This is a genomic window from Corallococcus sp. AB045, from assembly GCF_003668895.1.
Classification (GTDB): Bacteria; Myxococcota; Myxococcia; order Myxococcales; family Myxococcaceae; genus Corallococcus; species Corallococcus coralloides.
On the sequence record NZ_RAWN01000026.1, the window covers coordinates 1 to 23,414 of the forward strand.

Genomic DNA, 23,414 nt, shown 5'->3' on the forward strand with positions numbered 1-23,414 from the left:
ACCACGACCCGGGCTCCGGAGCCTCCGCGTCCGGTCGTCACTGAGCAGGCGAGCAGTGCCGGCGCGCCCCTTACCCGCGTGATGGGTGCTGGCGCGAAGAAGAAGGTCGTGGTGAAGAAGTCCCGTTAGAGCCCGCCCGCCGCGCCGTCGTTTCCGGCGGCGCGGGGGTGGAACAACCGGGGGTGCCACCATGGACGCCGAGCACAGGGCCGAGGGACAGGAAGGGATGCCGGGCACACCTGGGGAGAACGCAATGCCGTCCCAGCAGGAGGGAGCGGCTGACGCGTCCGCGCCGAAGCACGGCGAGGGCGCGAGTGGAGACGTGACGCCGGAAGGTGCCCCCCAGGCTGAAGCGGGTGGGGCGCAGACCGACCTGCCCGGAGAGGGTGGGCAGGCCACCGCGAGCGCGACCGAGGCCAGCACGGCCGCCGGAGCGTCCGGTGAACCGGAGGCACGTACCGAGGGCGGCGAGTCGCCGAGCCGCACCGGAGAGGAGGCTCCCACCGGGGACGCCGCGACGCCGGGCGGAGCTTCCGCTCACGGTGGCGAACCGGAAGGAGCAGGTGCGACCGGGCAGGGCGAGGGCACCAGTCCCCCGGCGGACGCGGAGGCCTCTGCCGGCCCCGGCCGCTACGTGGAGCTGTCCTCGGGTGAGAGCGTCCAGGACGCCTCTGGCACGGGCAGCGACGGTGGCGGCGAGGCGAAGGACGTGGTGGCGGAGCCGCCCTCCGGTCCGGTATCGGGCGCGGACGACGCGCTGCTGAGCGCCGGCATCTGGGACGTGGCGAGCCGTGCGAGCCAGGAGGACGCGGGCTCCGGCGAAAGTTCGGAACAGGGCGCCAACGATGGCGCGGCGACTTCGGAAGGGGAGCCCCACGCGCAGGCCATCGAGCCGCGCGTGATGGGACAGGTGACGTCGATGGTGTTGCCGCTGGAGCGATTGGAGGAGGACACCACCTTCCGCCTGCGGGACGAGGGCGACGTGTCCGAGCTGGCGACGGACCTGGCGCGCCTGGGCCAGCTGTTCCCGGTGGACGTGCGCCCGCGCGGCGAGGAGCGCTACCAGCTCATCTGCGGCTTCCGGCGCGTGGCGGCGCTGCGCTTCCTCAAGCGAGACCAGGTCCAGGTGCGCGTGCACGAGGAGCTGTCCGACGAGGACGCGCTCCTGTTGTCCCTGGCGGAGGCCATCCACGCCTCGCCGGTGGAGCACGACGTGCTGGAGGCCAAGCGCGAGTCGCTGGAAGCCGAAGGCCGGCTGACGGCGCCGGTGCGCGACATGCTGGAGAAGGCGCTCGCCACCGAGGAGACGCTGGCTCCGGAGGGCGTCGAGGAGGAGATCGACGCGGACGAGCTGGCGGTGGACGTCGCGCAGCGCATGGGCGCCCTCAACCAGGACCTCTCGCTGCTCGCGGACGTGTTCGCCGCGCTGGACGAATCGCGCAAGGCGGAGCTGCTGATGCAGCTGCGCTACTCGGCGCAGCTGGTGGCGTACCTGGAGGGTCTGTAGGCCATGGCGGAAACGCTCGAACGCGACCGCGCCCGGCTCCTGGAGGTGCTCACGCAGCGCTCCTTCGAGCGCAGGCGCGTGGTGCTCTCCTCCGGCAAGGAGTCGGACTTCTACATCGACTGCAAGCGCACGGCGCTGCTCGCCGAGGGCCACTACCTCATCGGCCGGCTGCTGCTGGAGGCCATCCGGCGCGACGCTCCGTCCGCGGTGGCCGCGGGCGGGCTGACGCTGGGCGCGGATCCGCTCGCGTCGGCGGTGAGCCTGACCAGCTTCCTGGAGGGCGGCGGCCAGAAGTCCCTGCACGCGTTCATCGTGCGCAAGGAGCCCAAGGGCCACGGCACCGGCCAGTGGATTGAAGGCCTGTCCGCGCTGGGCCCCGGCGCCCCGGTGGCCATCGTGGAGGACGTGGTGACCACCGGTGCGTCCACGCTCAAGGCGATTGAGCGCGCGAAGCTGGAGGGCCTGACGGTGCTGGGCGCCTTCGCGCTGGTGGACCGGCTGGAGGGCGGACGCGAGGCCGTGGAAGCCACCGGCCACCGCCTCACCACGCTGTTCACGCGCAAGGACTTCATCCCGTGAGAAGGCTGCTGGTGGCCGCGGTGCTGCTGGGCGCGCTGGGCGGCTGCTCCACCGCGCCCCCCGTCGTCGGTGAGCCCGCGCCCACGCTGGATGACCCCAAGCAGGAGGCCGCCTACCTCGCGGTGTTGGACCGGTACTCTGACCGCAAGGAGATCTACGACGGCTTCGACACGCGCGTCTTCGCGGGGGCCACGTTCCAGACGCCCGCCTTCCGCGAGGCCCGCGTCCACCGCCGCGCCATCTTCCAGACGCTGCCCGCCGCGAAGGTGGAGCAGCTCCTGTCGGAGGAACAGGCGGACGCGGCGAAGTTCCACGAGTTCTACCTGGCGGTGCACGTCAACGACTACCGCTACGACGACTTCGCCCACCGCAACAGCATCTGGCGGATCGCGCTGGTGACGCCCGCGGGCGAAATCACGCCCATGGAGATCCGCCGCCTGGGCCGGGCGGACCTCAACGTGCGCGCCTACTACCCGTACGCCAGCCTCTTCTGGGTGGGCTACCGCGTGCGCTTCCCCAAGACGTTCGCGGACGGCCAGCCCGTCATCCCGGATGGCACCGAGAAGGTGATGCTCCGCGTCGCCTCGTCGCTGGGGAACGCGGAGCTGAAGGTCCACGCGCGCTGAACGCGGCGGGGACGGCCCTCAGGTTTGCTGGCCGTCCTTCAGCCACTTCGACGTGAGCGGCATCGTGGGTCCCGCGAGCAGGCGGTCCAGGAGCGCGTCCGGCGAGGCATTCACCGCGAAGGGCACGCCCTGCGTCTCCGGGACGAAGCCCGCCTCCACCATCTGTTTCGCCATCGCGAGCAGCGGCTGGAAGAAGCCGTCCACGTCCAACAGGCCCATGGGCTTGCGGTGCAGGCCCAGCTGCGCCCAGGTGACGATTTCGAAGAGCTCGTCCAGCGTGCCGAAGCCGCCGGGCAGGGCGACGAAGGCGTCCGCGCGCTCGGCCATCATCGCCTTGCGCGAGTGCATGGAGTCCACCCGGTGCAGCTCCGTCAGCCGCGGGTGGGCCAGCTCCTTCGCGTCCATGAAGTGGGGCAGCACGCCCACGGTCTTGCCGCCGTTGGCGATGACCGCGTCCGCCACCGCGCCCATCAACCCCACGCTGGCGCCGCCGTAGACGAGCGTCAGGCCCCGCTTCGCCAGCGCGGCCCCCATCCTGGACGCGGCCTCGCGGTACTCGGCGCGCACGCCGGAGCGCGAGCCACAGAAGACGCAGACGCTGCGCACGGGGGTTTCAGCCATCGTCAAAGGCCTCCAAGGCGCCCGGGATGGGCGGCGACCACGGCCAGCGCCGCGGCGATGAACAGCAGGACGGGGATGGCGCGCGAGTAGAACTTCGGGCCCATGCGCAGCGCCATGCCGCAGGGCAGGCCGAAGACGAAGCCGCCCAGGTGCCCCGCCCAGCTCACCCCGGGCAGCACGCTGATGACCGCCACCTGCAGGAGCCAGAAGAGATGCTCCCGGCGGCCCTGCTGGTTGAGGATGGGCAGCATCGCGCCGCCCCAGCCGAGAATCATTCCGGACGCGCCCACCGTCACGATGTCGAAGTTGAAGAAGAGCGCGAACGCGGAGCCGCCCAGCGCGGTGACGAGCGACAGCCCCAGGAACCTCAGGCTTCCAATGCCGCGCTCCAGCGACGCGCCCAGCGAATAGACGGCGGCCATGTTGAAGAACAGGTGCATCGCGCCGCCGTGCTCGAACACCATGCCCAGCAGGCGCCAGTACTCGCCGTCGCGAACCCACGGCCCGTAGAGCGCCAGCGGCCCCACGATGCCGTAGTTCGTCCTGTCGACGATGAGCGGCCGGCCCAGTGACTGGCTGAGGAAGAACATCACCACCGCGCCCGCGATGATGGCGAAGCTGACGTAGGGCGTGGGCAGCGCGGGCCGGGGCTGCTGCGGGCCAGGGGGCGGTCCGTCCCCGCCCTGTCCACGTGGCGCGTTGTCCTGCGTGTCTCCCAGCCCGGAGGGGCCGGGGAGGTCATCCAGCATGCGGCGCGGACGGGACATGGGTGCTCACAGCTCCCGGGAGAGGACGGTGTCGCGCGTGCCCTGGTGCTCGTCCGTGTGGGGATAGTCCAGGGTGTAGTGCAGGCCCCGGCTCTCCTTGCGGCGGCTCGCGCAGTCCACGATGAGGTGCGCCACCTCCGCGATGTTGCGCAGCTCGATGACGTCGCGGGTGACCTTGAAGCGCCAGTAGTAGTCGCGGATCTCCTCGCGCAGCAGCTCCAGCCGCCGCCGCGCGCGCATCAGCCGCTTGTCCGTGCGGACGATGCCCACGTAGTTCCACATCAGCCGGCGGATCTCATCCCAGTTGTGGGTGACGACCACGCTCTCGTCGGAGTCCACCGCGCTGCCGGAGTCCCAGGCTGGCGGGTCCTCCTTCGGCAGCGTCAGCGACGCCAGCTCCTCCGACGCCACCTGCACCGCGCGGTGGCCGAACACCAGGCCCTCCAGCAGCGAGTTGGACGCGAGCCGGTTCGCGCCATGCAGGCCCGTGCAGGACACCTCGCCGATGGCGTAGAGGCCCGGGATGTTGGTGCGCCCGTGCAGGTCCGTCACCACGCCGCCGCACTGGTAGTGGGCCGCGGGCACCACTGGGATGGGCTGCACCGCCATGTCGATGTTGAAGGCCTTGCAGGTGGCGTAGATGTTGGGGAAGCGCTCGGTGAGGAACGCGCGGCCCAGGTGCGTCATGTCCAGGTAGACGCAGTCGTTGCCCGTGCGCTTGAGCTCCGCGTCGATGGCGCGCGCCACCACGTCGCGCGGGGCCAGATCCCTCATGGGGTGGTAGCGGTCCATGAACGTCTGGCCGCCCTTGAGCCGCAGCTTGCCGCCCTCGCCGCGCAGCGCTTCGCTGATCAGGAAGCTCTTGGCCTCCGGGTGGAAGAGGCACGTGGGGTGGAACTGGTAGAACTCCATGTTCGCCACGCGCGCGCCCGCGCGGTACGCCATGGCCACGCCGTCACCCGTCGCGACGTCCGGGTTGGACGTGTAGAGGTACACCTTGCCCGCGCCGCCGGTGGCCAGCACCGTCACCTTGGAGAGGAAACGCTCGATGGAGCCGTCCTCCATCAGCGCGTACGTGCCCAGGCACCGGCTGCCGGCCGGGGTATGCGGACGCCGGTCCAGGATGAGGTCGATGGCGGCCGTGTTCTGGAAGAAGGTGATGTTGGGCTGCTCGTCGCACGCGGCCAGCAGCGCCCGCTGCACCTCGCGGCCGGTGATGTCGCCCGCGTGGATGATCCGGCGGGCGGAATGGCCACCCTCGCGCGTGAGGTCGAACTCGCCGCTCCGCTGGTCGAACGCCGCGCCCAGCGCCACCAGCTCCTTGAGGCGCGCGGGGCCCTCCCGCACCGTCACCTCCACCGCGTCGCGGTGGCACAGGCCCGCACCCGCGACGAGCGTGTCATCGATGTGCGAGTCGAAGGTGTCCGTGGGGGACAACACTCCGGCGATGCCCCCCTGGGCGTAGGCGGTGTTGCCTTCGCCGCGCTCACGCTTGGTGAGCACGGCGACCGTGCCGTGCCGGGCCGCCTGCAGGGCGAACGACAGTCCGGCCACGCCGCCGCCCATGACCAGGAAATCGAACCGATGGGGCATGGCCAACAGCCTTAATGGCGGTAAGTGCTGGAAACAAGGCGTTTTCTTGAGGACTTTCCGGGCGTTGTCTAAGGTTTCGCACCGCCGCCATGCGTGTCCTGACCGCCCTCGTCGTCCTGCTGACCGCCGCCCTCCCGGCCGCCGCCTCGGACGGTATCTACAGCTACGTGGAGAAGGACGGCACCATCGTCTACACGAACGTGCCGCCCGGAGGCGCGCGCAAGGCCCGCAAGCTGTCCGGGACCTTCACGCCCGCGCCGGCCAAGTCCGCGCCCGTGCGGGGCCGCTCGCGGACGCCCGCGGAGCTGGATCCGCACATCACCACCGCGGCGCTGCGCTATCGCATCCCGCCGGCGCTGGTGCGCGCCATCATGCACACGGAGAGCAACTTCAACCCGAACGCGCTCAGCCACAAGGGCGCCAGCGGGTTGATGCAGCTCATGCCGGGCACCGCGTCGGACATGTACGTGAAGGACATCTTCGACTCGAAGGAAAACATCGAGGGCGGCGTGCGGTACCTGCGCGTGCTGGCCAACATGTTCGACGGCGACATGGTGAAGATGGTCGCCGCGTACAACGCCGGGCCTGACGCGGTGAAGAAGTACGGAGGCCAGGTGCCGCCGTACGCCGAGACGCAGGAATACGTGCGCAAGGTCCTCCAGCTCTACCAACACTACAAGGAGCGCGAGCGGCTCGCCCAGGCCGAGGCCAGCAGCCGTGAGCCCACACCCGAGAATGACGACGCGCACGAAGGGGACGAAGCCACCGGGCCCCGCTGACGAGGAGTTCCTGCAGCAGCTCCATCGCGGGAGCGAGCTGCTGGGCGCCGGCAAGGTCACCGAAGCGAAGGACTTCCTGGAGCGTGCGCACCAGCTCCAGCCGCGCCACGAGAAGGCCCAGAACCTCCTGGGCCTGACGTATTTCAAGCTGGGCCTCTTCGACCGCGCCGCCGACCTGTACGAGATGCTCGTGCGGGACAACCCGGTGGACCCCACGCTGCGGGTGAACCTGGGGCTCGTCTACCTGAAGACGAACGCGCTCCAGCGCGCGGCGCGCGAGTTCGAGACCGCCACCGACCTGGCCCCGGACCACAAGAAGGCCCACAACTACCTGGGCCTGACCTTCGCCCAGATGGGCGAGTACGGCCGCGCGCGCGAGCACTTCCTGCTGTCCGGCAGCGACGCCATGGCGGAGAAGATGTCGCGCGCCATCGCTGGCGAGGTCTACAGCCGTCCGCCCGCGGCCCCCGCGCCGGCCCGTCCGCGCGAGGAGGAGGAGCCCGCCACCGCCGCGCCGCCCGCGACCACGTCTGCTTCTGGCGAGAGCGACTGGGGAGCCCAGTTCGGTCTGGATGAGGCGCCCCGCGCTCCTCGCACCCCCGCCGCGCCGCCGCCCCAGGCCGCCGCGAAGGCACCGGACGATGACCTGCTCTTCGCGGAGGAAGAGGGCCCGCCCGCTCCCACGGACGACCACGCCTTCACCTCGCGCGCCGCGACCCAGGTCCAGGAGGATGAGGACCCCAGCCTCGCCGCTGGCGCGAGCACCTTCGAGGAAGACGCGGAGCTCGCCGCCACCACGGACGCGGACACCTCCGGGGCCGACGTCGAGGTCGCCGACGAGCTGCCCCCCACGCCGGTGTCGGAGGAGATCGAGGTCTCCGAGGAGCCGCCCGTCCTCGCGTCCGACCTGGAGTCGGAGCCCGGCGACGCCTTCGCGGAGACCTTCGCCGCGCTGGCCACGAGCGAGCCGCCGGAAGCGACCCGGCCCGCCGCGCCGGTTCAGCTGACCCGCTCCGCCGAGCCGCCTTCCTCGACTGACGCCGGAGCGGGCGCGAATCCGCCCGTGCTCACCGCGTGGGTGCCCTCGGTGGCGCTGCCGGGCGCGGCGCCGGGCCAGCCCTTCACCCAGGGCGCGTCCGCCATGGCGCTCGCGGTGGAGGGCGAGCTGCTCACGCGCCTGGAGGGGCTGATCGCCGTGCGCGGCCAGGTCACCTTCCAGCCGGAGATGAAGCGCTTCCGGGGCCGGGCCACGGACAAGCCCTTTGGCGAGGGCGACCAGTCCATGGTGCGCGCCCGGGGGCAGGGGACGCTGCACCTGGAGCCCGTGTCCGGGCGGCAGTGGGTCGCTGTCTCCCTGGACGACGAGTCCGTCTACCTGCGCGACGCGTGCGTCTTCGCCTTCGAGGAGCCCGTCGTCTTCGAGAACGGCCGCGTGCCGTCGGACCTGGCCCAGGACCTGGACCTGGTGCACCTGCGCGGGCAGGGGCGGGTGCTGCTCAGCCTGACGGGTCCGCTGCGCTCGGTGCCGGTGGCCATGGACCAGCCGGTGATGGTGCCCCTCACGCACCTGGTGGGCTGGGTGGGCAACCTCACGCCCCGCGTGGTGCCGCTCGTGACCTCCGCTGGCGGGGAGACACTGAAGGCGGCGGTGGAGCTGGGCGGTGAAGGATTTGCCCTCATCGCACTCGGGGTCCGGTAGAACGCGCGCCCATGGCCACCGAGCGAGCCCTCAGGAAGCAGCGCAAGCGCGAGGAGCGGGCCCGCCGCCGCGCGTCCCGCCGTCCCAGCATCCTGGTGCAGGAGTTCTGGAACCTGCCCAACATGCTGACGCTGGGGCGCATCCTCCTCATCCCCGTGTTCGTCTGGCTCACCTACGACGCGGATCCCCTGCACTCGCTGGTGGCCGCCCTGGTGTTCGCGCTGGCCGCCATCACCGACGTGATTGACGGCTACCTGGCCCGCCGCTGGAACCTCATCACCGTGGTGGGCAAGTTCATGGATCCGCTGGCGGACAAGCTCATCGCCATGGCCGCCCTGGTGATGATGGTGCGCCTGGGCCGCATCGCCGCCTGGGTCGTCATCGTGCTCCTGGCCCGCGAGTTCATCGTCACCGGCCTGCGCACCATCGCCGCCAGTGAAGGCATGGTCATCGCCGCGGGGCAGGAGGGGAAGTGGAAGACGTCCCTCCAGCTGGTGGGGATCATCTCCCTGTGCGTCCACTACGTGCACCCGCTGGACGTGGGCTTCCGCGTCGTCACCGTGGACTACAACCAGGTGGGCAAGGTGCTGGTGTACCTGTCGGGTGCGTTCTCCGTGTGGAGCGCCGTCGTCTACTTTCGCGCGTTCCTCAACATGCTTGCCCGCCGGGGCAGCACGGATCCGGATGCGAAAAGTGTTTGACGTGTCCGAAGGGCCTCTGTATATCGCACCCCACCTCCGGCGCGGCACCAACCGGGTGGCAAGCAACACAGCGGTACCTGATGCGGGAATAGCTCAGCGGTAGAGCATCGCCTTGCCAAGGCGAGGGTCGAGGGTTCAAATCCCTTTTCCCGCTCCAAACGAAGCACGCAGCACCGCAGTACCTGATGCGGGAATAGCTCAGCGGTAGAGCATCGCCTTGCCAAGGCGAGGGTCGAGGGTTCAAATCCCTTTTCCCGCTCCAATCAAAGGCCCTCTGGGAAACCAGGGGGCCTTTTTCTTTTCCCAAACGTCCTCACGGAAGGGCGCGAGGGCTGCCAGCCAGACGGGCTTTCGCGTGGATGGCTGGAGTCCCGTGCCTGACACCTTCCGGGGGCTTGAGGTATGGATGGCGCCGCATGCTTCGCAACCTCCGTGAGCTCTACCTGTACCGGGGCCTCCTGCTCAGCCTGACCCAGCGCGAGCTGAAGGCGCGGTACCGGAACTCGGTGCTCGGCTTCTTCTGGACGTTCCTCAACCCGATGCTCCAGATGGGCGTCTACTCGCTGCTGTTCACCGTCTACATGCGGCAGAACATCCCCGGGTACACGTTCTTCGTCTTCGTGGGGTTGCTCCCATGGATCTGGTTCGCCACGTCCCTGGGGACCGGCGCCAGCGCCATCAGTGACCGGCGCGACCTGCTCACCAAGGTGCGCTTCCCCGCGCAGGTGCTGCCGGCCACGGTGGTGGTGACCAACCTGTGCAACTACGTGCTGTCCCTGCCGCTGATGGTGGCGCTGGGGCTGCTCCTGGGCTACGTGCCCACCTGGCACGTGGTGGCCTTCCCGGTGGTGATGCTCACCCAGTTGTGCATGACGGTGGCGCTCGTCTACATCGTGTCCGCGCTCAACGTGACGTTCCGGGACCTGCAGCAGATCATCGCCAACCTGCTGACGATGTGGTTCTTCGTCACGCCGGTGTTCTACCGGGTGGACTCGCTGCCAGAGGCGGTCCGGGCGCCGGTCGTGCTGCTCAACCCCATGGGGGTGATGGTGACGTCCTACCAGGCCATCTTCTACGAACACCAGCTGCCGCAGCCCGGCCCGCTCCTGATGTGGTTGGGCATTTCCCTGGCGCTGCTGTGGATCGCGGCGGGCATCTTCGAGCGCCGCCGCGAGGACTTCGCGGAGTTCATATGACCAGTGCCATCGCGTCTCCGGACGCCATCGTGCTCCGCAACGTGGTGAAGCGCTTCCGGAAGAGCACCATCCGGCGCGAGTACACCACCATCAAGTCGGAGCTCATCCGCCTCCTTCGCGGCCAGCGCGACACGGACGGCAGGTCCATGATCGAAGCGCTCCGGGGCATTGACCTGGTGGTGCCCCGCGGCAAGACGGTGGGCATCATCGGGCGCAACGGCTCCGGCAAGAGCACGCTGCTCAAGCTCATCACCGGCATCTACACGCCCACCACGGGCACCATCGACATCAACGGGCGCATCAGCGCGCTGTTGGACCTGGGCGCGGGCTTCCACCCGGACTTCTCCGGCCGGGAGAACATCCTCATCAACGGCATCATCCTGGGGATGTCGCGCGCGGAGGTGAAGGCGCGCATGGATGAGATCATCGCCTTCAGCGAGCTGGGCGACTTCATCGACGAGCCGGTGCGCACCTACTCCAGCGGCATGTACATGCGCCTGGCGTTCTCCGTGGCCACGCACGTGGACCCGGACATCCTCATCATCGATGAGATCCTCGCCGTCGGTGACGAGCACTTCGGCAAGAAGAGCCTGGCGAAGATGACGGAGTTCAAGCGGGCCGGGAAGACCATCGTCATCGTCACCCACGACCTGGGGACGCTGGAGCGCTGGTGCGACCTGGGCGCGTGGATCGACGCCGGGCGCATCCGCGAGTTCGGCCCGCCCGCGGACGTCATCCGCAGCTACCGCCGCGCGGTGGCGCTGGCGGAGGAGCGCGGCATGTCCATGGAGTCGCCCGCGCTGGCGTCGGACGGCGGTGCGCTGCCGTCGCTGGCGGCGTCCCAGGGCGAACCGTCCCCGCTCACCGTGGACGCGGTGCGGCTGCGGGGCCGGGACGGCGGGGCGGTGGAGTGCGTGGACACCGAGGACGGCCTGGAGCTGAGCGTGGCGTACACCGCGCGCACGCCCGCGCCGGAGCTGGGACTGGGGCTGGAGCTCACCCGGGCGGACGGGGTGCTGGTGCACGCCACGGACACGTTCGCGGAGGACGTGCCCTTCTGCGCGGCGGCGGCCGGCAGCGGGACGGTGCGCTTCGTGGTGGACCGGCTGGGCCTCACCGCGGGGCGCTACGCGTTCACGGTGGTGGTGCGCGACCGGGCGGGGCAGGTGCGGGAGAAGCGCGAGGAGGCGTGCACCTTCGAGGTGCGCTCCAGCGTGCAGGACGGAGGCGTGACGCGGCCTCCTCACCGGTGGATCGTGGAGGGCGCCGCGGCTCGCGTGGCGCCAGTGCGAGACGTCGGATCGTGAGCGGCCCTGCTTCGGCGGACGGGGGGGGGCCGGGCATCTGGCTGGGCATCGTGCTTTACCGGAACCCGGAGCGGGAGCTGGAGCGGCTGTGGGAGTCGCTCCGGTGGAACCGCGAGGCCCCGGGTGCGCCCGCGTTCCGGGTCGTCTGGCTGGACAACTCGCCGGACGACACGCTGCGCGCGCGGGTGGCGCGGCTGGACGCGGACGCGGACTACCGGCACGCCGGGAGGAACCTGGGCTTCGGGGCCGCGCACAACCGGATGATGGCGGAGGCCTTCGGCTCGGGCGGGGCGCGGTACTACGTCTGCGTGAACCCGGACGGGCTGCTGCATCCGGACTGCGTGCGGGAGCTGGCGCGGGAGGCGGATCAGCGGGCGGACACGGGGCTGGTGGAGGCCCGGCTGTTCCCGGACGAGCACCCCAAGCCGTACCATCCGTCGACGGGTGAGACGCCCTGGTGCAGCGGCTGCGTGCTGCTGATGACGAAGAAGCTGCACGCGCGGGTGGGTGGCTTCGACGAGCGCTTCTTCATGTACTGCGAGGACGTGGACCTGTCGTGGCGAGCGAGGGCGTCCGGGCTGTCCATCCGGGTGGCGCCCGCCGCGCTGGTGCACCACTACACCGTCACCCGGGAGGAGAGCCCCGTGCGCGAGCGGATGGTCCGCCGCAGCGCGGCCCTGCTCGGGGCGAAGTACGGGGACGCGGCCTTCATGAACGCCCGCCTGCGGGAGTACGCGCTGCTGGGCGGCGAGCCGTTCCAGACGCCCGACATCCTCAAGCCCGGGCGGCGGTTCTCGGGCATCGCGGACTTCAGGCACCACCTGGAGTTCGCTCGGAGGCGCTGGTGAACGCTCTGTCCGAAGAGGTGCCCCCGTCCGCCGCGTCCGAGCGGTGGGTGGCGCTGGTGCTGTCGCGTGCGCGCGCGGGCGCGGCGGTGTGCCTGGTGGGCGCGTCGCCAGCGCTGGCGGAGGCCCTGCGGGCGCGGGGCGGCTCCGTGCGGGAGCTGCCGGGGCCGGAGTGGAAGCGGGGCAAGGGACCCGCGCCGGCGCTGGTGGTGCTGGAGGGCGACGCGGTCGAGCGGGTGCTGGAGGCGGGGCTGGAGGCGCTGCGGCGCGAGGCGCCGGGGGCGGAGCTGGTGTTCAGCCTGCGCAACGCGGGCTCGGCGCGGGCGCTGATGGGTGCGCTGACGGGGGAAGCGCCGGTGCGCGCGGGGCTCTCCGAACAGCGGATGCTGCGGCGGCTGGCCGAGGCGGGCTACCGCGTGGCGCACCGCGAGGTGGTGCCGTGCGCGCCCGGGGGCACGGCGCTGGCGGAGGACACCGCGCAGGCGCTGCGGGCGCTGCTGGCCCAGCTGTCGCCGTCCACGCAGGTGGAAGAGGGGCTCTACGTCGCGGTGCCGGACGGGCCCGTGCGCGCGCCGGTGGCGGGGCTGCTCAGCGTCGTTGTCACGGTGGAGCCGGGGACGCGGGACGCGGCGCTCGACGAGACCCTCTTCGCGCTGGCTTGTCAGGAGCAGCAGCCGCTGGAGCTGCTGCTCGCGGCGCCCGAAGGCGTGGACCTGTCCGCCGCGGAGGCGGCGCTGGAGCGCTACGGCAGGCTGGGGTCGTTCCAGGCGCGCACCGTACGCGCGCCCTCGGGGGCCCTGTACGCGGAGGCCATGCGCGAGGTCCGGGGACAGTATCTGGCGTTCGTGGATGCTCGGTGCGTGGTGTACCCGCGTCACTTCGTGGAGTTGGTGCGCGCGCTCCAGACGGGCCGTGAGGCCTGGGCGTTGGCGCGGGCGTTCCGCACCGAGTGGGCGTCCGGGGAGGGGACCCCGCCCTATGTGCGCGCGAAGGTGCCGTTCCCTCTGGGCGAGCGGCTGGAGGTGGAGCAGCTGGTGCTCCACCCGGAGCTCGTCCACGCGATGGTCATCGACCGTAGTCGCATCGGGCCCTTCCCGGTGGCGATGGAGTCGGGACTCGGGGACCTGCCCGCGCGGATGGGGGCGCTGTTTCCTCCGGTGTTCGTGGGTGGCATTGCCTCGTGCGAGGTGCGGGGGCCGCGCGAGCCGCCGGCCGTCGCCGTGGCTCCGGGGACCTGGCTGGTGCGCCCCCTGGAGGCCTGGGTGGACGCCGTGGCGCGGATCCGCGACGAGACGCTCCATGCCCGGGAGTTCCGCCACCGGGTGGTGGATGCACTGAACGCCCGCGTGCATGGCATCCCCTGGGTCCACGGCACGCTCAAGGCCCTGGCGAACCGGATCAAATCCGGCAACGGACGCTGAGACGATGGGCGCCGCCGGCAGTGACGGCCCTCGTGGCCCGCGAGAGACACCACGCGTCGAGGGTGTGACGTCGGGCCCTGCTGACCGGAAGCCCTCCTCTGCTGCGGAGGTCGCGACGTTGACCCCTGCCGACCGGAAACCATCCTCAGCTGCCGAGGTCGCGACGTTGACCCAAGCCGACCGGAAACCATCCTCAGCTGCCGAGGCCGCGACGTTGGCGTCGACCGACCGGAAGCCATCGTCCGCTGCGGCGTCCGCGTCAGGATCTCCCGACGGCCGAGCACATCCGCCGCACGATGTCTTCGTCGAGGTGCTGGGCTTCGACGTGCCGCGGTCGCACCGCGCGCGCTGGGGCCCGGTCATCACCGCCGCCAAACGCTGGGGAACGCGGGGGCTTTCGCCCTTGCAGCGGTGGGTGCTGGACCGCCAGCTGTGCTTCGACCTGCGGCTGAGGGCGTTGATCCGGCGGCCGGAGCGGACGCTGCCGGAGCTGGCGCGCGAGGACCTCTCACGCCTCGCGGATCCGCGACCCCTGGGCGCGGTGGGCCGGTGGCTTCCTTCCGTGCCAGGGCTGGAGGCGCAGCGGGCCTGGAACCTCGCGGTCGTGGACCTGCTCTCTGGATCCGGATGGCCCTTGCGGACCGAGGGCGCCGCCGAGGCGCTGGACGCGCTGGAGGCCCGCTGCGACGTGCTGTCGCAAGAGGCCGGAGCGGTGGGCCTGCCCCTGTGGCGCGAGCTGTGGCGGCGGCAGGTCGCCTTCAATCACGCGACCGTCCGCCTGTTGCGGCACCTCCTGGGAGCGGCCCGTCCCGCCGTGCTCTTGCCCGCTCCGGAGACGTACACGCGCGAAGCCCTGGCGCAGGAGGCCCGCGAGGTCCGCGACGCGACCGCCGCGCTGGCCCGGCTGGAGCGCCAGCCGCGGTTCAGCCTGGTCACGCCCGCCTGGGAGACGCCGGTGGACGTCCTCCGCGCATGCGTCGCGTCCGTGCGCGCGCAGGTGTACCCGCACTGGGAGCTGTGCATCGTGGACGACGGCTCGCGCTCGGCGGCGGTGGCGGACGCGCTGCGAGAGGCCGCGGCCGGCGACGCGCGGATCCGCTTCGCGCGGCTGGAGTCGAACCAGGGCATCGCCCTCGCGACCAACGCCGCGCTGGCCCTGGCCACCGGGGAGTATGTGGGCTTCCTCGACCACGACGACCTGCTGGCGCCGCACGCGTTGGCCGAGGTCGCGCTGCGGCTGGGTGAAGCGCCGGACGCGGACGTCGTCTACTCGGACGAGGACAAGGTGGACGCGCGGGGGCTGCGCTTCGCGCCCTACCTGAAGCCCGCGCTGTCCCCGGAGCTGCTGCGCGCGGTGAACTACGTGTGCCACTTCCTCGTGGTGCGTGCATCGCTGCTGCGTGAGGTGGGCGGCATCCGCCCGGGCTTCGAGGGCGCGCAGGACCACGACCTGCTCCTGCGCCTGATGGAGCGCACGCGGCGCTTCGAGCACATCCCCCGCGTGCTGTACCACTGGCGGACGCTGCCCGGCTCCACGGCCACGGACGCCAGCGCGAAGCCCGCGGCCTCCGAAGCGGGCCGCAGGGCCGTGGCGGAGCACCTGGCGCGCATGGGGGAGGGCGGCTCGGCGGAGACGGTCGCGCCAGGGCTGTACCGGATCCGCCACCCGCTCGTGGGCCGCCCCCGGGTGTCCGTGCTGCTGCCGGAAGCGCCCACCGAGGCCGAGCTCGCGGCGCTCCTCGCCTTCACGGACGGCTTGGACGTGGAGGTCCGCGTCCCTGTTTCGTCCCCAGACGCTTCCTCCACCGGCGACACCCTCCACGTCCAGGTGGACGCGGCCGCGACCCCGGGCGCCGTGGCGAACCGGCTGCTGCGCGAGGCCCGGGGCGAGCTCATCCTCGTCCTGGAGGCCGGCACGCTCCCGACCGGACCGGGCTGGCTGATGGAGCTCGCGTCGCAGGCCTCGCGTCCCGGTGTCGGCGTGGTGGGCGCGCGCATCGTCTCTCCCGCGGGGCAGGTGCTGGAGGCCGGCTTGCGCTTCGACCCCGAGGGCCGGGTGCTGCGCCCCTTCGCGGGGCTGTTCGATCCCACGCTCGGCGCGTTCGGCGGCTCGCATTGGCCGCGCGACGTACTCGCCGTCTCCAGCGCCTGCGCGATGATCCGCCGCGAGGTCCTGGAGTCGCTCCGAGGTTGGGACGAGGCCTTTACATCCGACGAGGCGCGGGGCGTGGACCTGTGTCTGCGCGCGGGCGAAGCCGGGCTGCGCGTCCTCTACGCACCCCACGCGCGACTCGTGCGCACCCGCTCGCGGGTTGGCGCACCCTCGGCTTTCCACGACGCCGACCGGCTGCGTGATGCGTGGGTCCGCGCGGGACGGACCGATGCCTCCGGCCATCCGCGCCTCGACTTCGTCCAGACACCGTAGAAAAGAACAGCGAACGCGCCTCCTTCCATGAGGACCGGGCGGCCTGCCAGCCTTGACGCTCCCCGGAGGGGGATGACATGGAAGACATCCGTCAAGGAGAGGGGGGCGTGCCTTGCCTGCGGCGAGGGTCGGCCTTCCGGACGCCACGAACATGCATCCACAGCTCAATCCCCTGGAACACCCCCTCTGCCTTACGCAGCCCCTGCGGCTGCTGGCCTCCTCCGCCTGGGTGGAGCACGTCCCGTTCGCGATGTTCCTGGTGGACCTGCTGCGTCCCTCGACACTGGTGGAGCTGGGCACGCACACCGGCGTGTCCTACTCCGCGTTCTGCCAGGCGGTGGACGCGCTGAAGCTGGAGACGCGCTGCCACGCGGTGGACACCTGGAAGGGTGACGCGCACGCGGGCTTCTACGGGACGGAGGTGCTCGCGGACCTGCGCGCGCACCATGACCCGCTCTACAGCCGGTTCTCCCAGCTGCACCCGATGACCTTCGATGAGGCCCTGAGCCAGTTCGCGGATGGCTCCGTCGACCTGCTCCACATCGATGGTTGCCACGAATACGAGCAGGTGAAGGCGGACTTCGAGCGCTGGCGCCCCAAGATGAGCGCGCGCGGCGTCATCCTCTTCCACGACACCCAGGTGCGCGAGCGCAACTTCGGCGTCTGGCGGCTGTGGGAGGAGATCCAGGGCCTGCATCCCTCCTTCGAATTCGAGCACGGCTTCGGTCTGGGCGTGCTCGCCGTGGGCCCGGAGCAGCCGGAAGGGATGGTGGCCCTGACGAGCACCCGCGACGCGGAGCGCGAACACCTGCGGCAGGCCTTCGCCACGCTGGGCGGGCGCCTGACGCTCCTGCTGCACCAGCAGCACCTGCGCGACGCCTACGGACAGAAGGAACAGCAGGCCGCGGAGCACGCGCGCCAGGCGCAGCAGCTCCAGGCGGAGCTGGACGCCGCCCGTGAAGCGGCACGCGACACCGCGAGCACCCTGCGCGAGACCGAAGGCCGGCTCGCGCGGCTGGGCCTGGCCCAGCGGATGCTCCAGGACGAGCTGGGCCGCAAGAACGCCCGCATCCACGAACTGGATGCGCACGTGTCACGCCAGGGCTCGGAGCTGGCGCACATCAACGGCAGCCTCGCCTGGAAGGCCATCAACCGCTACTGGGCCATGCGCGAGCGCGTGCTGCCCCCCGGCACGAAGCGCGGCCACTTCTACCAGCAGAGCAAGGGCACGCTGCACAAGGTGGGCGCGAAGCTGATCCGGCTGCCCGCGAAGCAGCGCGCGCTCCAGGCGCTGCGCGCCGCCAAGGCGGCCCTCACGCCGGCCAACCCCGTCGCCCCCTCCACGGCGGTCATCGCCCCGGCCCCGAGCGCGCCGCCCGCGCCCCCGTCTCCGTGGACCGTGCCGCTGACGCAGGTCTCCCAGGCCAGCATGGGCCAGCGCATCCTGATCATCGCGGAGCTGTCGCTGCCCCAGTGCAAGCGCTACCGCGTGGATCAGAAGGTCGCCATGTTCCACCGGCTCGGGTACGACGTCACCGTCGTGAACTGGCACGACCACGCGGAGTGCAAGGCCGCGCTCCAGTTCCACGGCCTGGTCATCTACTACCGCGTGCCCGCCTACCCGGCAGTGGAGGAGCTGCTGGCGGAGACCCGGCGCCTGGGACTCCCGCACTTCTTCGACGTCGACGACCTCATCTTCGACGTGGAGGAGTACGAGCGGAACTCCAACGTGCTGCGGCTGCCCGCCGCCGAGCGCGAGCTGCTGATCAACGGCGTGAGGCAATACCGCAGGGCGCTCAGCCTGAGTGCGAACGCCATCGCCAGCACGCCCACCCTCGCGAAGGAGATGGCCAAGGCCAACTCCGGCAAGGTCTACATCGTCGAGAACTGCCTGGACGACGTCATCCTGGAGGTCGCGAAGGAGATGGAGGCGCGCCCGCCCGCGGTGGAGCCGGACTGGGTCACCATCGGCTACGGCAGCGGAACGCGCACGCACGACGCCGACTTCACCATCGCCGCCGACGCCATCCTCGCGGTGATGGAGCGCCATGCGAACGTGCGCCTGGCCATCCACGGCTACCTGGAGCTGCCGGAGGGCTTCAAGCGCTTCTCCGACCGCATCTTCCGCATCCCCTTCCTGGACGCGGAAGACTACCTGCGCGCGCTCGCGTCCTGGCAGATCTCCATCGCGCCGCTGGAGCCGACGGTCTTCAACGAAGCCAAGAGCAACATCAAGTTCATCGAGGCGTCCGTCTTCCGCGTGCCCGCGGTGTGCTCCAGCACCGGGCCGTTCCGGGAGATCCTCGAGCACGGCCGCAACGGCTTCCTCGCCACCACCCGTGAGGAGTGGGAGTCCGCGCTGTCCGCGCTGGTGCAGGACGCGTCGCTGCGCAAGCGCATGGGCGAGGAGGCCCACCGCAGCGTGATGGCGCGCTACCACCCCGCGGTGGTGGCCACGGAGCGGCTCCAGCCCATCCTCCAGCACCTGCCGCCCGCGCAGCCGCCGCGCCTCAAGGTGCTGGCGGTCAACGTCCTCTTCGCGCCCTTGAGCTTCGGTGGGGCCACCATCGTCGCGGAGCAGGTGTCGGACCGGCTGAAGGCGGAGGGCTGCGACGTCACCGTGTTCACCGGCATCGTGGGCTCGACGCTGCCCGACTACTCGGTGGTGCGCTACGAGGCGATGGGCCTGCCCGTCATCGCCACCAAGGTGCCGTCCCTCACCGACCGCGCCCAGGAGTACCAGAACCCGCGCATGGGGGAGACCTTCACCCAGGTGCTCAAGACGGTGCGCCCGGACGTGGTGCACTTCCACTCCATCCAGCTCTTGAGCGCCACGCTCGCCACGGCGTGCGCCGCGGAGGGCATCCCGTACACCATCACCCTCCATGACGCGTGGTGGCTGTGCGAGCGGCAGTTCATGGTCCGCGAGGACAACTCGTACTGCGACCAGAAGGCCATCGACCTGCGCGTGTGCTCCAAGTGCATGCCGGACTCGCGCTACACCTTCAAGCGCACGTTCGCCCTGCGCAAGGTGCTGGACGGCGCGGCCCTGCTGATGACGCCCAGCGAGTTCCAGCGCCAGCTCTACCTCGCCAACGGCATCGCGCCGGAGCGCATCGTCGTGAACAAGAACGGCGTGCTGATGCCCGGCCGGGAGCGCGCCCCGCGCCCCGCGAATGCCCCCGTGCGCTTCGCCTACCTGGGCGGCCGCGCGGTGCACAAGGGGTACTTCTGGCTCAAGGACATCCTGGAGTCGGTGCCGGAGTCCAGCTGGGTCCTGAAGATGACCGACATCCAGCTGCGCCTGGGGCCTGCCGCCATCGACGCGAAGGAATGGAAGGTGAAGGGTCAGGTGGAGGTGGTGCCTCCGTACGATCAGGACGGGCTGGACGCCTTCTTCGACGGCGTGGACGTGCTGCTGATGCCCTCGCAGTGGAAGGAGAGCTTCGGGTTGGCGGTGCGCGAGGCCCTGGCCCGGAACGTGTGGGTGGTCACCACGGCGTCGGGCGGCGTCAGCGAGGACATCGTGGATGGCGTCAACGGCAACGTCCTGGCCATTGGGGACGCCGAGGGCTACCGCCGCGTGCTGCGCGACCTGATGGCCCACCCGGAGCGTCTGGCGCGGTACCAGAACCCCCATCGCGCCGCCGTGCGCGACTACGTGACCCAGGCCCGCGAGCTCCACTCGCTCCTGGCCGGCCTCGTGACCCCACCCGCCGCGCGAAGCACGTCCCAGGGAACCGCCAGCGCCGCGGCCACCCACCGCTGAATCGCGGGGGTGGGGTGGTTGCTGGAAGTGACGAAGCCCCGGGCCCGGGCCTTTACGCCGGGCCGTAGTAGCGCTGGTACACCGTGGTGAGCGTCACCGCCGCGGTGAGCAGGATGAAGCCGGCGATGAGCACCGGCTTGAAGCGCGTCAGCGCGCGCGGCGCCCAGGCGGGCGGGGCCAGCGCCACCACCAGCAGCGGCGCGTAGGGCAGCAGGTAGCGGCCCTGCACCCCGTCCACGTGGTTCGCGCCCGGCGCCGTCCACGCCAGGTACAGCATGGCCTGGATGGCCAGCACGCCCGCCACCGCCACCCCCAACGCCACCGCGCGCTCGCGCCAGCCCACCTTCGGCGCGGCCCTGTCGGCGTCCAGCGCCATCACCCCGAAGAGCAGCGCGGCCAGGGCGAGGAGGGCGGAGCGGGGCACCGGCGTGTCCAGCCAGCCCAGCACGCCGCCGCCCTGGTGCAGGAAGTCCGGCAGCTTCTGCCAGAAGTCACTCACCAGCACGCCCAGCACCTGGAAGGGGTGCGCGCGCACGTGGGCCACCTGCGCCACCACCTCGCTGGGGCGGAAGATGTCCCGCACCGTGGAGGACCACGCGAACTGGAGCAGCGCGGGCACGGCGACGATGGCGGCCAGGGCCAGGGCGTAGCGGCCGCGCGTCCCCAGCCGGGTGAGCGGCAGCAGCAGGAACACCAGCGTCAGCGGCAGGTAGGCCTGCTTGCACAGCGCCACGAACACCGCGCTCGCCAGCAGCAGTCCCAGCTGCTTCGCGCCCAGCGGCTCCGGGTGCGCGAACGTGAAGTGCAGCGACAGCGCCACCAGCAGCAGGCACGCCGACATCGTGATGGGGTCCGCGGACACGGATGCGCGCTGGAAGAGCACCATGGGCGTGAGCGCCAGCAGCGCGAAGGCCCACCGCTGGAAGGGCATCAGGCGCAGCGCCACCGCGGTGAGCACCAGCGCCACCAGCATGTTGCCCAGCCGGCCCGCCCACAGCACCACCACCGGGGGCGCCTCCAACAGCCGTGCGGGCGCCATGCCCAGCGACTGCGGGAAGTAGACCAGCGGGAAGTAGATGGCGGACGCGGCGAAGCCCCACTCCTGGGTGTCCTGGGGCGCCAGCGCCGCGTGCATCGCTTCGCTCAGGCGCTGCCGGTCCTGGCGCGCCGCGGGGTTGCCGCCCACGCCCGCGGACACGTCCTGCGCCACCCGGACGATGCTGCGCGGGAGCTGCCCGCCCGCGTCACCTCCAGGAATCCGCGTGGCCGTCAGCTGCCCCTGGGAGACCTGGTACGCGCGGTAGAAGTGCGCCGGCTCGTCCGCCACCTGGAACGGGGGCGTGAGGAAGCTCAGCACCGCGCCCAGCACGGCGGCCACGACGAGGAAGGCCACGACGGGCGCGATGAAGAACGGACGCAGCGGGGACGGGGGCGGTGAAGACGGAGGCATGGAGGACGGATGGGCCCGGTGGGCCCTCAGACGGCGTGCGAGTCGCGCCGGGCTGCGACGGTGGGGGAGACGGCTTCAGGACGGGGCTGCGCAAGCGCGGCGCGCTCGGCCTCCGCGGACGTGAGCAGGGCGACCTCCTGGGCCAGCCGCTTGAGCTGCTGGCGCTGGTCGGCCACCTGGAGGCTCAGCCGGTACACCAGCCACATGAGGCACGTCAGGGCGATGAAGAAGAGGGCGGACGGGGCGTAGTAGATGCCCATGGCCGTCGCCAGCGCGTCGATGCCGTGACGCCACAGCGACAGGCCCGCGATGGCCGCCGCCACCAGCAGCCACGCGAAGGTGTGCCGCTCGCTGGTGCGTCGGCCCCGGGCCGACCACAGGACGCTGCAGGCGAAGGCGGCCGCGAAGGCCACGCCAATGAGGCTGGAGCGAAGCATGGGCATCAGACGGGACGGACCCGCTCCATGAGCAGGGCGAAGGACACCTTCGCCATGTAGAAGGCCGACTTCCACGGCGTCAGCGAGCTGGTGCCGGTGAGGCGCGGCCGCATGCGCACCGGCACCTCCGAGATGGCGAAGCCCTGCCGCGCCGCCATCAGCACGCTCTCCGGCTCCGGGTAGTCGTGCGGGTGGACACGCGCGAAGAAGCGGATCGCCTGCGGACCGAAGCCTCGGAAACCGGAGGTGGGGTCGGTGATGCGGTGGCGGCTCAGCGAGGACAGGAGGCTCGCCAGGAACCGGTTGCCGAAGCGGCGCAGCCACGTGGAGCGGAAGCTGGTGACGCCCGCGAAGCGGCTGCCGATGACCAGCTCCACACCCGACTGGAGCGCCTCGCGCAGCGCGGGCACGGACGCCGGATCATGCTGGCCGTCGCCGTCCATGCGGATGACGTGGTCGTACCCGTTGCGGGACGCGAACAACAGGCCGCTGGCCTCGCCCGCGGCGACGCCCAGGTTGAAGGGATGGCTGAGCACCCGCGCCCCGCTGTCCCGCGCGCGCTGCGCCGTGGTGTCGCGGGAACCGTCGTCCACGACGAGCACGTCGAACTCCGGCAGCGCCTCGCGCAGCTCCGCCACCGTCGAGCCGATGCACTCCTCTTCGTTGAAGGCCAGCAACACGATGAGGCCCTGTCGGGTGTTCATTCAGCCCCCTCCTGCGTCTTCCGGGCCTTCTACCGTTTCCCGGCACGCGCGAACAACCCGCTACGCCCGGTTCCCACTCACCCGAGCGATGAAGATACCCGCGTCCTCCAGATTCAGGCCCCGGGCCACCGCGCCCAGCCCCTGGCCCGCCAGGGAGACGAGCGGCCGGGGGAGCCTCTTCAGGGCGTGTGCCCGGTCCGCCAGGCTGTCGGCCTCGAAGTCCAGGTCCCCGAAGGCGTCCACGAGCTCCAGGCCCACGCGCGGGAGAAAGGCCTTCATGGAGTCGTGGGTGAAGTAGCTCTCGTGCGGAGGAAAGGTGCCCGCCTGGTAGAGCTGCTCCAGCAGCCCCGACGAGGCCACGCCGGCCATGGCTCGCGAGACGCGGTAGAGCAGGCCGCTGGCCACCGGCACCTTCAGCACCACCCACTCCAGCTCGGGCGCCAGCTGGGTGACGAGGTGGCGCACCATGTCCGTCAGGTGCGCACCCGGGAAGTGCTCCACCACGTCCAGCAGCGTGAGGATGCGCGGACGGAAGGGCAGGTCCTGGAGGGGCAGGTGCCACTGTCCGCCCTCCGGGAGGGGCAGGCGCATGGCGGGGATGCCCGCGTCGCGCATCAGGTTGACGGACAGCTCGGAGATGTCCGCGCCGGACAGCTCCTGGACGCCCGCCTCGCGGCAGCCCTCCAGAAACCAGGCCCGGCCCGCCCCGAAGTCCAGGAGCCGTGAGGGCTGGGGGACGTGGTGGCGCAGGCGCTCGACGATGCGCCGGGCCTGGCGCTGGCGCGTGACACGCAGCGAGTCCATGAAGCCGCCGCTGTCATATTGCGCGTGGTAGTCGGCGGTGTTGCGCGGCGCGCGGTGGCTCGCCACGCGGTGGCCACAGTGAGCGCAGGTCTCCACGTCCAGCCGGGGCCCCTGGAAGGACGGACGGAGCGAGGGTGAATCACAGGCGGGACACGAGGGGGTGGACATATGGGGGCGGCACCCT

Annotated in this window: 19 protein-coding genes and 2 tRNA genes; 14 read left to right on the forward strand and 7 right to left on the reverse strand. The window is 71.3% G+C overall.

Features of this window, described 5'->3' with window-relative positions:
• Positions 1-253: 253 nt before the first annotated feature.
• From D7Y21_RS08855 to D7Y21_RS08865, 3 genes are read left to right on the forward strand one after another with little or no spacing between them, the layout of a single operon-like run.
• Positions 254-1,507 (forward strand): ParB/RepB/Spo0J family partition protein, encoded by a 1,254-nt coding sequence (locus D7Y21_RS08855; protein ID WP_121712520.1) that lies wholly within the window; start codon positions 254-256, stop codon positions 1,505-1,507.
• Positions 1,508-1,510: 3 nt separating this feature from the next.
• Positions 1,511-2,086 carry an orotate phosphoribosyltransferase gene (gene pyrE / locus D7Y21_RS08860; protein ID WP_120565583.1) on the forward strand — a complete coding sequence of 192 codons (576 nt, stop codon included), beginning with the start codon at positions 1,511-1,513 and terminating at the stop codon, positions 2,084-2,086.
• Positions 2,083-2,712 carry a hypothetical protein gene (locus tag D7Y21_RS08865; RefSeq protein ID WP_120565582.1) on the forward strand — a complete coding sequence of 210 codons (630 nt, stop codon included), beginning with the start codon at positions 2,083-2,085 and terminating at the stop codon, positions 2,710-2,712. Before pyrE ends, D7Y21_RS08865 begins: the two co-directional genes overlap by 4 nt.
• An 18-nt stretch (positions 2,713-2,730) precedes the next feature.
• Here D7Y21_RS08865 and D7Y21_RS08870 read toward each other — a convergent pair whose 3' ends face one another.
• Genes D7Y21_RS08870 through nadB form a run of 3 tightly spaced genes read right to left on the reverse strand, consistent with a single transcriptional unit; the run spans position 2,731 to position 5,693 of the window.
• Positions 2,731-3,333 carry a TIGR00730 family Rossman fold protein gene (locus D7Y21_RS08870; RefSeq protein ID WP_120565581.1) on the reverse strand — a complete coding sequence of 201 codons (603 nt, stop codon included), beginning with the start codon at positions 3,331-3,333 and terminating at the stop codon, positions 2,731-2,733.
• 2 nt (positions 3,334-3,335) lie between these two features.
• Positions 3,336-4,100, reverse strand: coding sequence for a rhomboid family intramembrane serine protease (locus D7Y21_RS08875; RefSeq protein ID WP_120565580.1), 765 nt, complete (start codon positions 4,098-4,100; stop codon positions 3,336-3,338).
• A 6-nt stretch (positions 4,101-4,106) separates the two neighbouring features.
• A complete protein-coding gene (gene nadB, locus D7Y21_RS08880; protein WP_120565579.1) occupies positions 4,107-5,693 on the reverse strand; it encodes an L-aspartate oxidase in 1,587 nt (528 codons plus the stop codon).
• An 89-nt stretch (positions 5,694-5,782) separates the two neighbouring features.
• Between nadB and D7Y21_RS08885 the strand changes: the two genes are divergently transcribed.
• The 11 genes from D7Y21_RS08885 to D7Y21_RS08935 all read left to right on the forward strand — a co-directional run bounded on the left by D7Y21_RS08885 (position 5,783) and on the right by D7Y21_RS08935 (position 19,835).
• Complete coding sequence (locus D7Y21_RS08885) at positions 5,783-6,472, forward strand: transglycosylase SLT domain-containing protein (RefSeq protein ID WP_120565578.1); 690 nt, start codon at positions 5,783-5,785, stop codon at positions 6,470-6,472.
• Positions 6,429-8,171 (forward strand): tetratricopeptide repeat protein, encoded by a 1,743-nt coding sequence (locus tag D7Y21_RS08890; RefSeq protein ID WP_120565577.1) that lies wholly within the window; start codon positions 6,429-6,431, stop codon positions 8,169-8,171. The genes D7Y21_RS08885 and D7Y21_RS08890 overlap by 44 nt, the downstream gene beginning before the upstream one ends.
• An 11-nt stretch (positions 8,172-8,182) precedes the next feature.
• Positions 8,183-8,872 carry a CDP-diacylglycerol--glycerol-3-phosphate 3-phosphatidyltransferase gene (gene pgsA, locus D7Y21_RS08895; protein ID WP_120565576.1) on the forward strand — a complete coding sequence of 230 codons (690 nt, stop codon included), beginning with the start codon at positions 8,183-8,185 and terminating at the stop codon, positions 8,870-8,872.
• A gap of 82 nt (positions 8,873-8,954) precedes the next feature.
• Positions 8,955-9,029: transfer RNA gene (locus tag D7Y21_RS08900), tRNA-Gly, on the forward strand.
• Positions 9,030-9,059: 30 nt separating this feature from the next.
• Positions 9,060-9,134: transfer RNA gene (locus D7Y21_RS08905), tRNA-Gly, on the forward strand.
• A gap of 154 nt (positions 9,135-9,288) precedes the next feature.
• Positions 9,289-10,068 carry an ABC transporter permease gene (locus D7Y21_RS08910; RefSeq protein WP_158619371.1) on the forward strand — a complete coding sequence of 260 codons (780 nt, stop codon included), beginning with the start codon at positions 9,289-9,291 and terminating at the stop codon, positions 10,066-10,068.
• Positions 10,065-11,375, forward strand: coding sequence for an ABC transporter ATP-binding protein (locus D7Y21_RS08915; protein WP_120565574.1), 1,311 nt, complete (start codon positions 10,065-10,067; stop codon positions 11,373-11,375). Before D7Y21_RS08910 ends, D7Y21_RS08915 begins: the two co-directional genes overlap by 4 nt.
• Entirely contained in the window at positions 11,372-12,223 is an 852-nt protein-coding gene (locus D7Y21_RS08920) for a glycosyltransferase family 2 protein (protein ID WP_121712522.1), read from the forward strand. The genes D7Y21_RS08915 and D7Y21_RS08920 overlap by 4 nt, the downstream gene beginning before the upstream one ends.
• A complete protein-coding gene (locus tag D7Y21_RS08925) occupies positions 12,220-13,641 on the forward strand; it encodes a hypothetical protein (protein ID WP_121712524.1) in 1,422 nt (473 codons plus the stop codon). Before D7Y21_RS08920 ends, D7Y21_RS08925 begins: the two co-directional genes overlap by 4 nt.
• A 310-nt stretch (positions 13,642-13,951) precedes the next feature.
• Positions 13,952-16,066: a glycosyltransferase gene (locus D7Y21_RS08930; protein ID WP_121712526.1), complete on the forward strand. Its 2,115-nt coding sequence runs from the start codon at positions 13,952-13,954 to the stop codon at positions 16,064-16,066.
• A gap of 151 nt (positions 16,067-16,217) precedes the next feature.
• The gene (locus tag D7Y21_RS08935; protein WP_147469231.1) at positions 16,218-19,835 is read left to right on the forward strand and encodes a glycosyltransferase; all 3,618 of its coding nucleotides are present in this window, start codon (positions 16,218-16,220) and stop codon (positions 19,833-19,835) included.
• Positions 19,836-19,887: 52 nt separating this feature from the next.
• Here D7Y21_RS08935 and D7Y21_RS08940 read toward each other — a convergent pair whose 3' ends face one another.
• The 4 genes from D7Y21_RS08940 to D7Y21_RS08955 are packed head-to-tail and all read right to left on the reverse strand — an operon-like array spanning position 19,888 to position 23,398.
• On the reverse strand, positions 19,888-21,285 hold the full coding sequence (locus D7Y21_RS08940) for a DUF2142 domain-containing protein (protein WP_120565569.1): 1,398 nt from the start codon (positions 21,283-21,285) through the stop codon (positions 19,888-19,890).
• A 26-nt stretch (positions 21,286-21,311) separates the two neighbouring features.
• Positions 21,312-21,722 (reverse strand): DUF2304 domain-containing protein, encoded by a 411-nt coding sequence (locus tag D7Y21_RS08945; protein ID WP_121712578.1) that lies wholly within the window; start codon positions 21,720-21,722, stop codon positions 21,312-21,314.
• 5 nt (positions 21,723-21,727) lie between these two features.
• Entirely contained in the window at positions 21,728-22,426 is a 699-nt protein-coding gene (locus D7Y21_RS08950) for a glycosyltransferase family 2 protein (protein WP_120565568.1), read from the reverse strand.
• A gap of 60 nt (positions 22,427-22,486) precedes the next feature.
• A complete protein-coding gene (locus tag D7Y21_RS08955; RefSeq protein WP_120565567.1) occupies positions 22,487-23,398 on the reverse strand; it encodes a bifunctional 2-polyprenyl-6-hydroxyphenol methylase/3-demethylubiquinol 3-O-methyltransferase UbiG in 912 nt (303 codons plus the stop codon).
• Between the last annotated feature and the right edge of the window lie 16 nt (positions 23,399-23,414).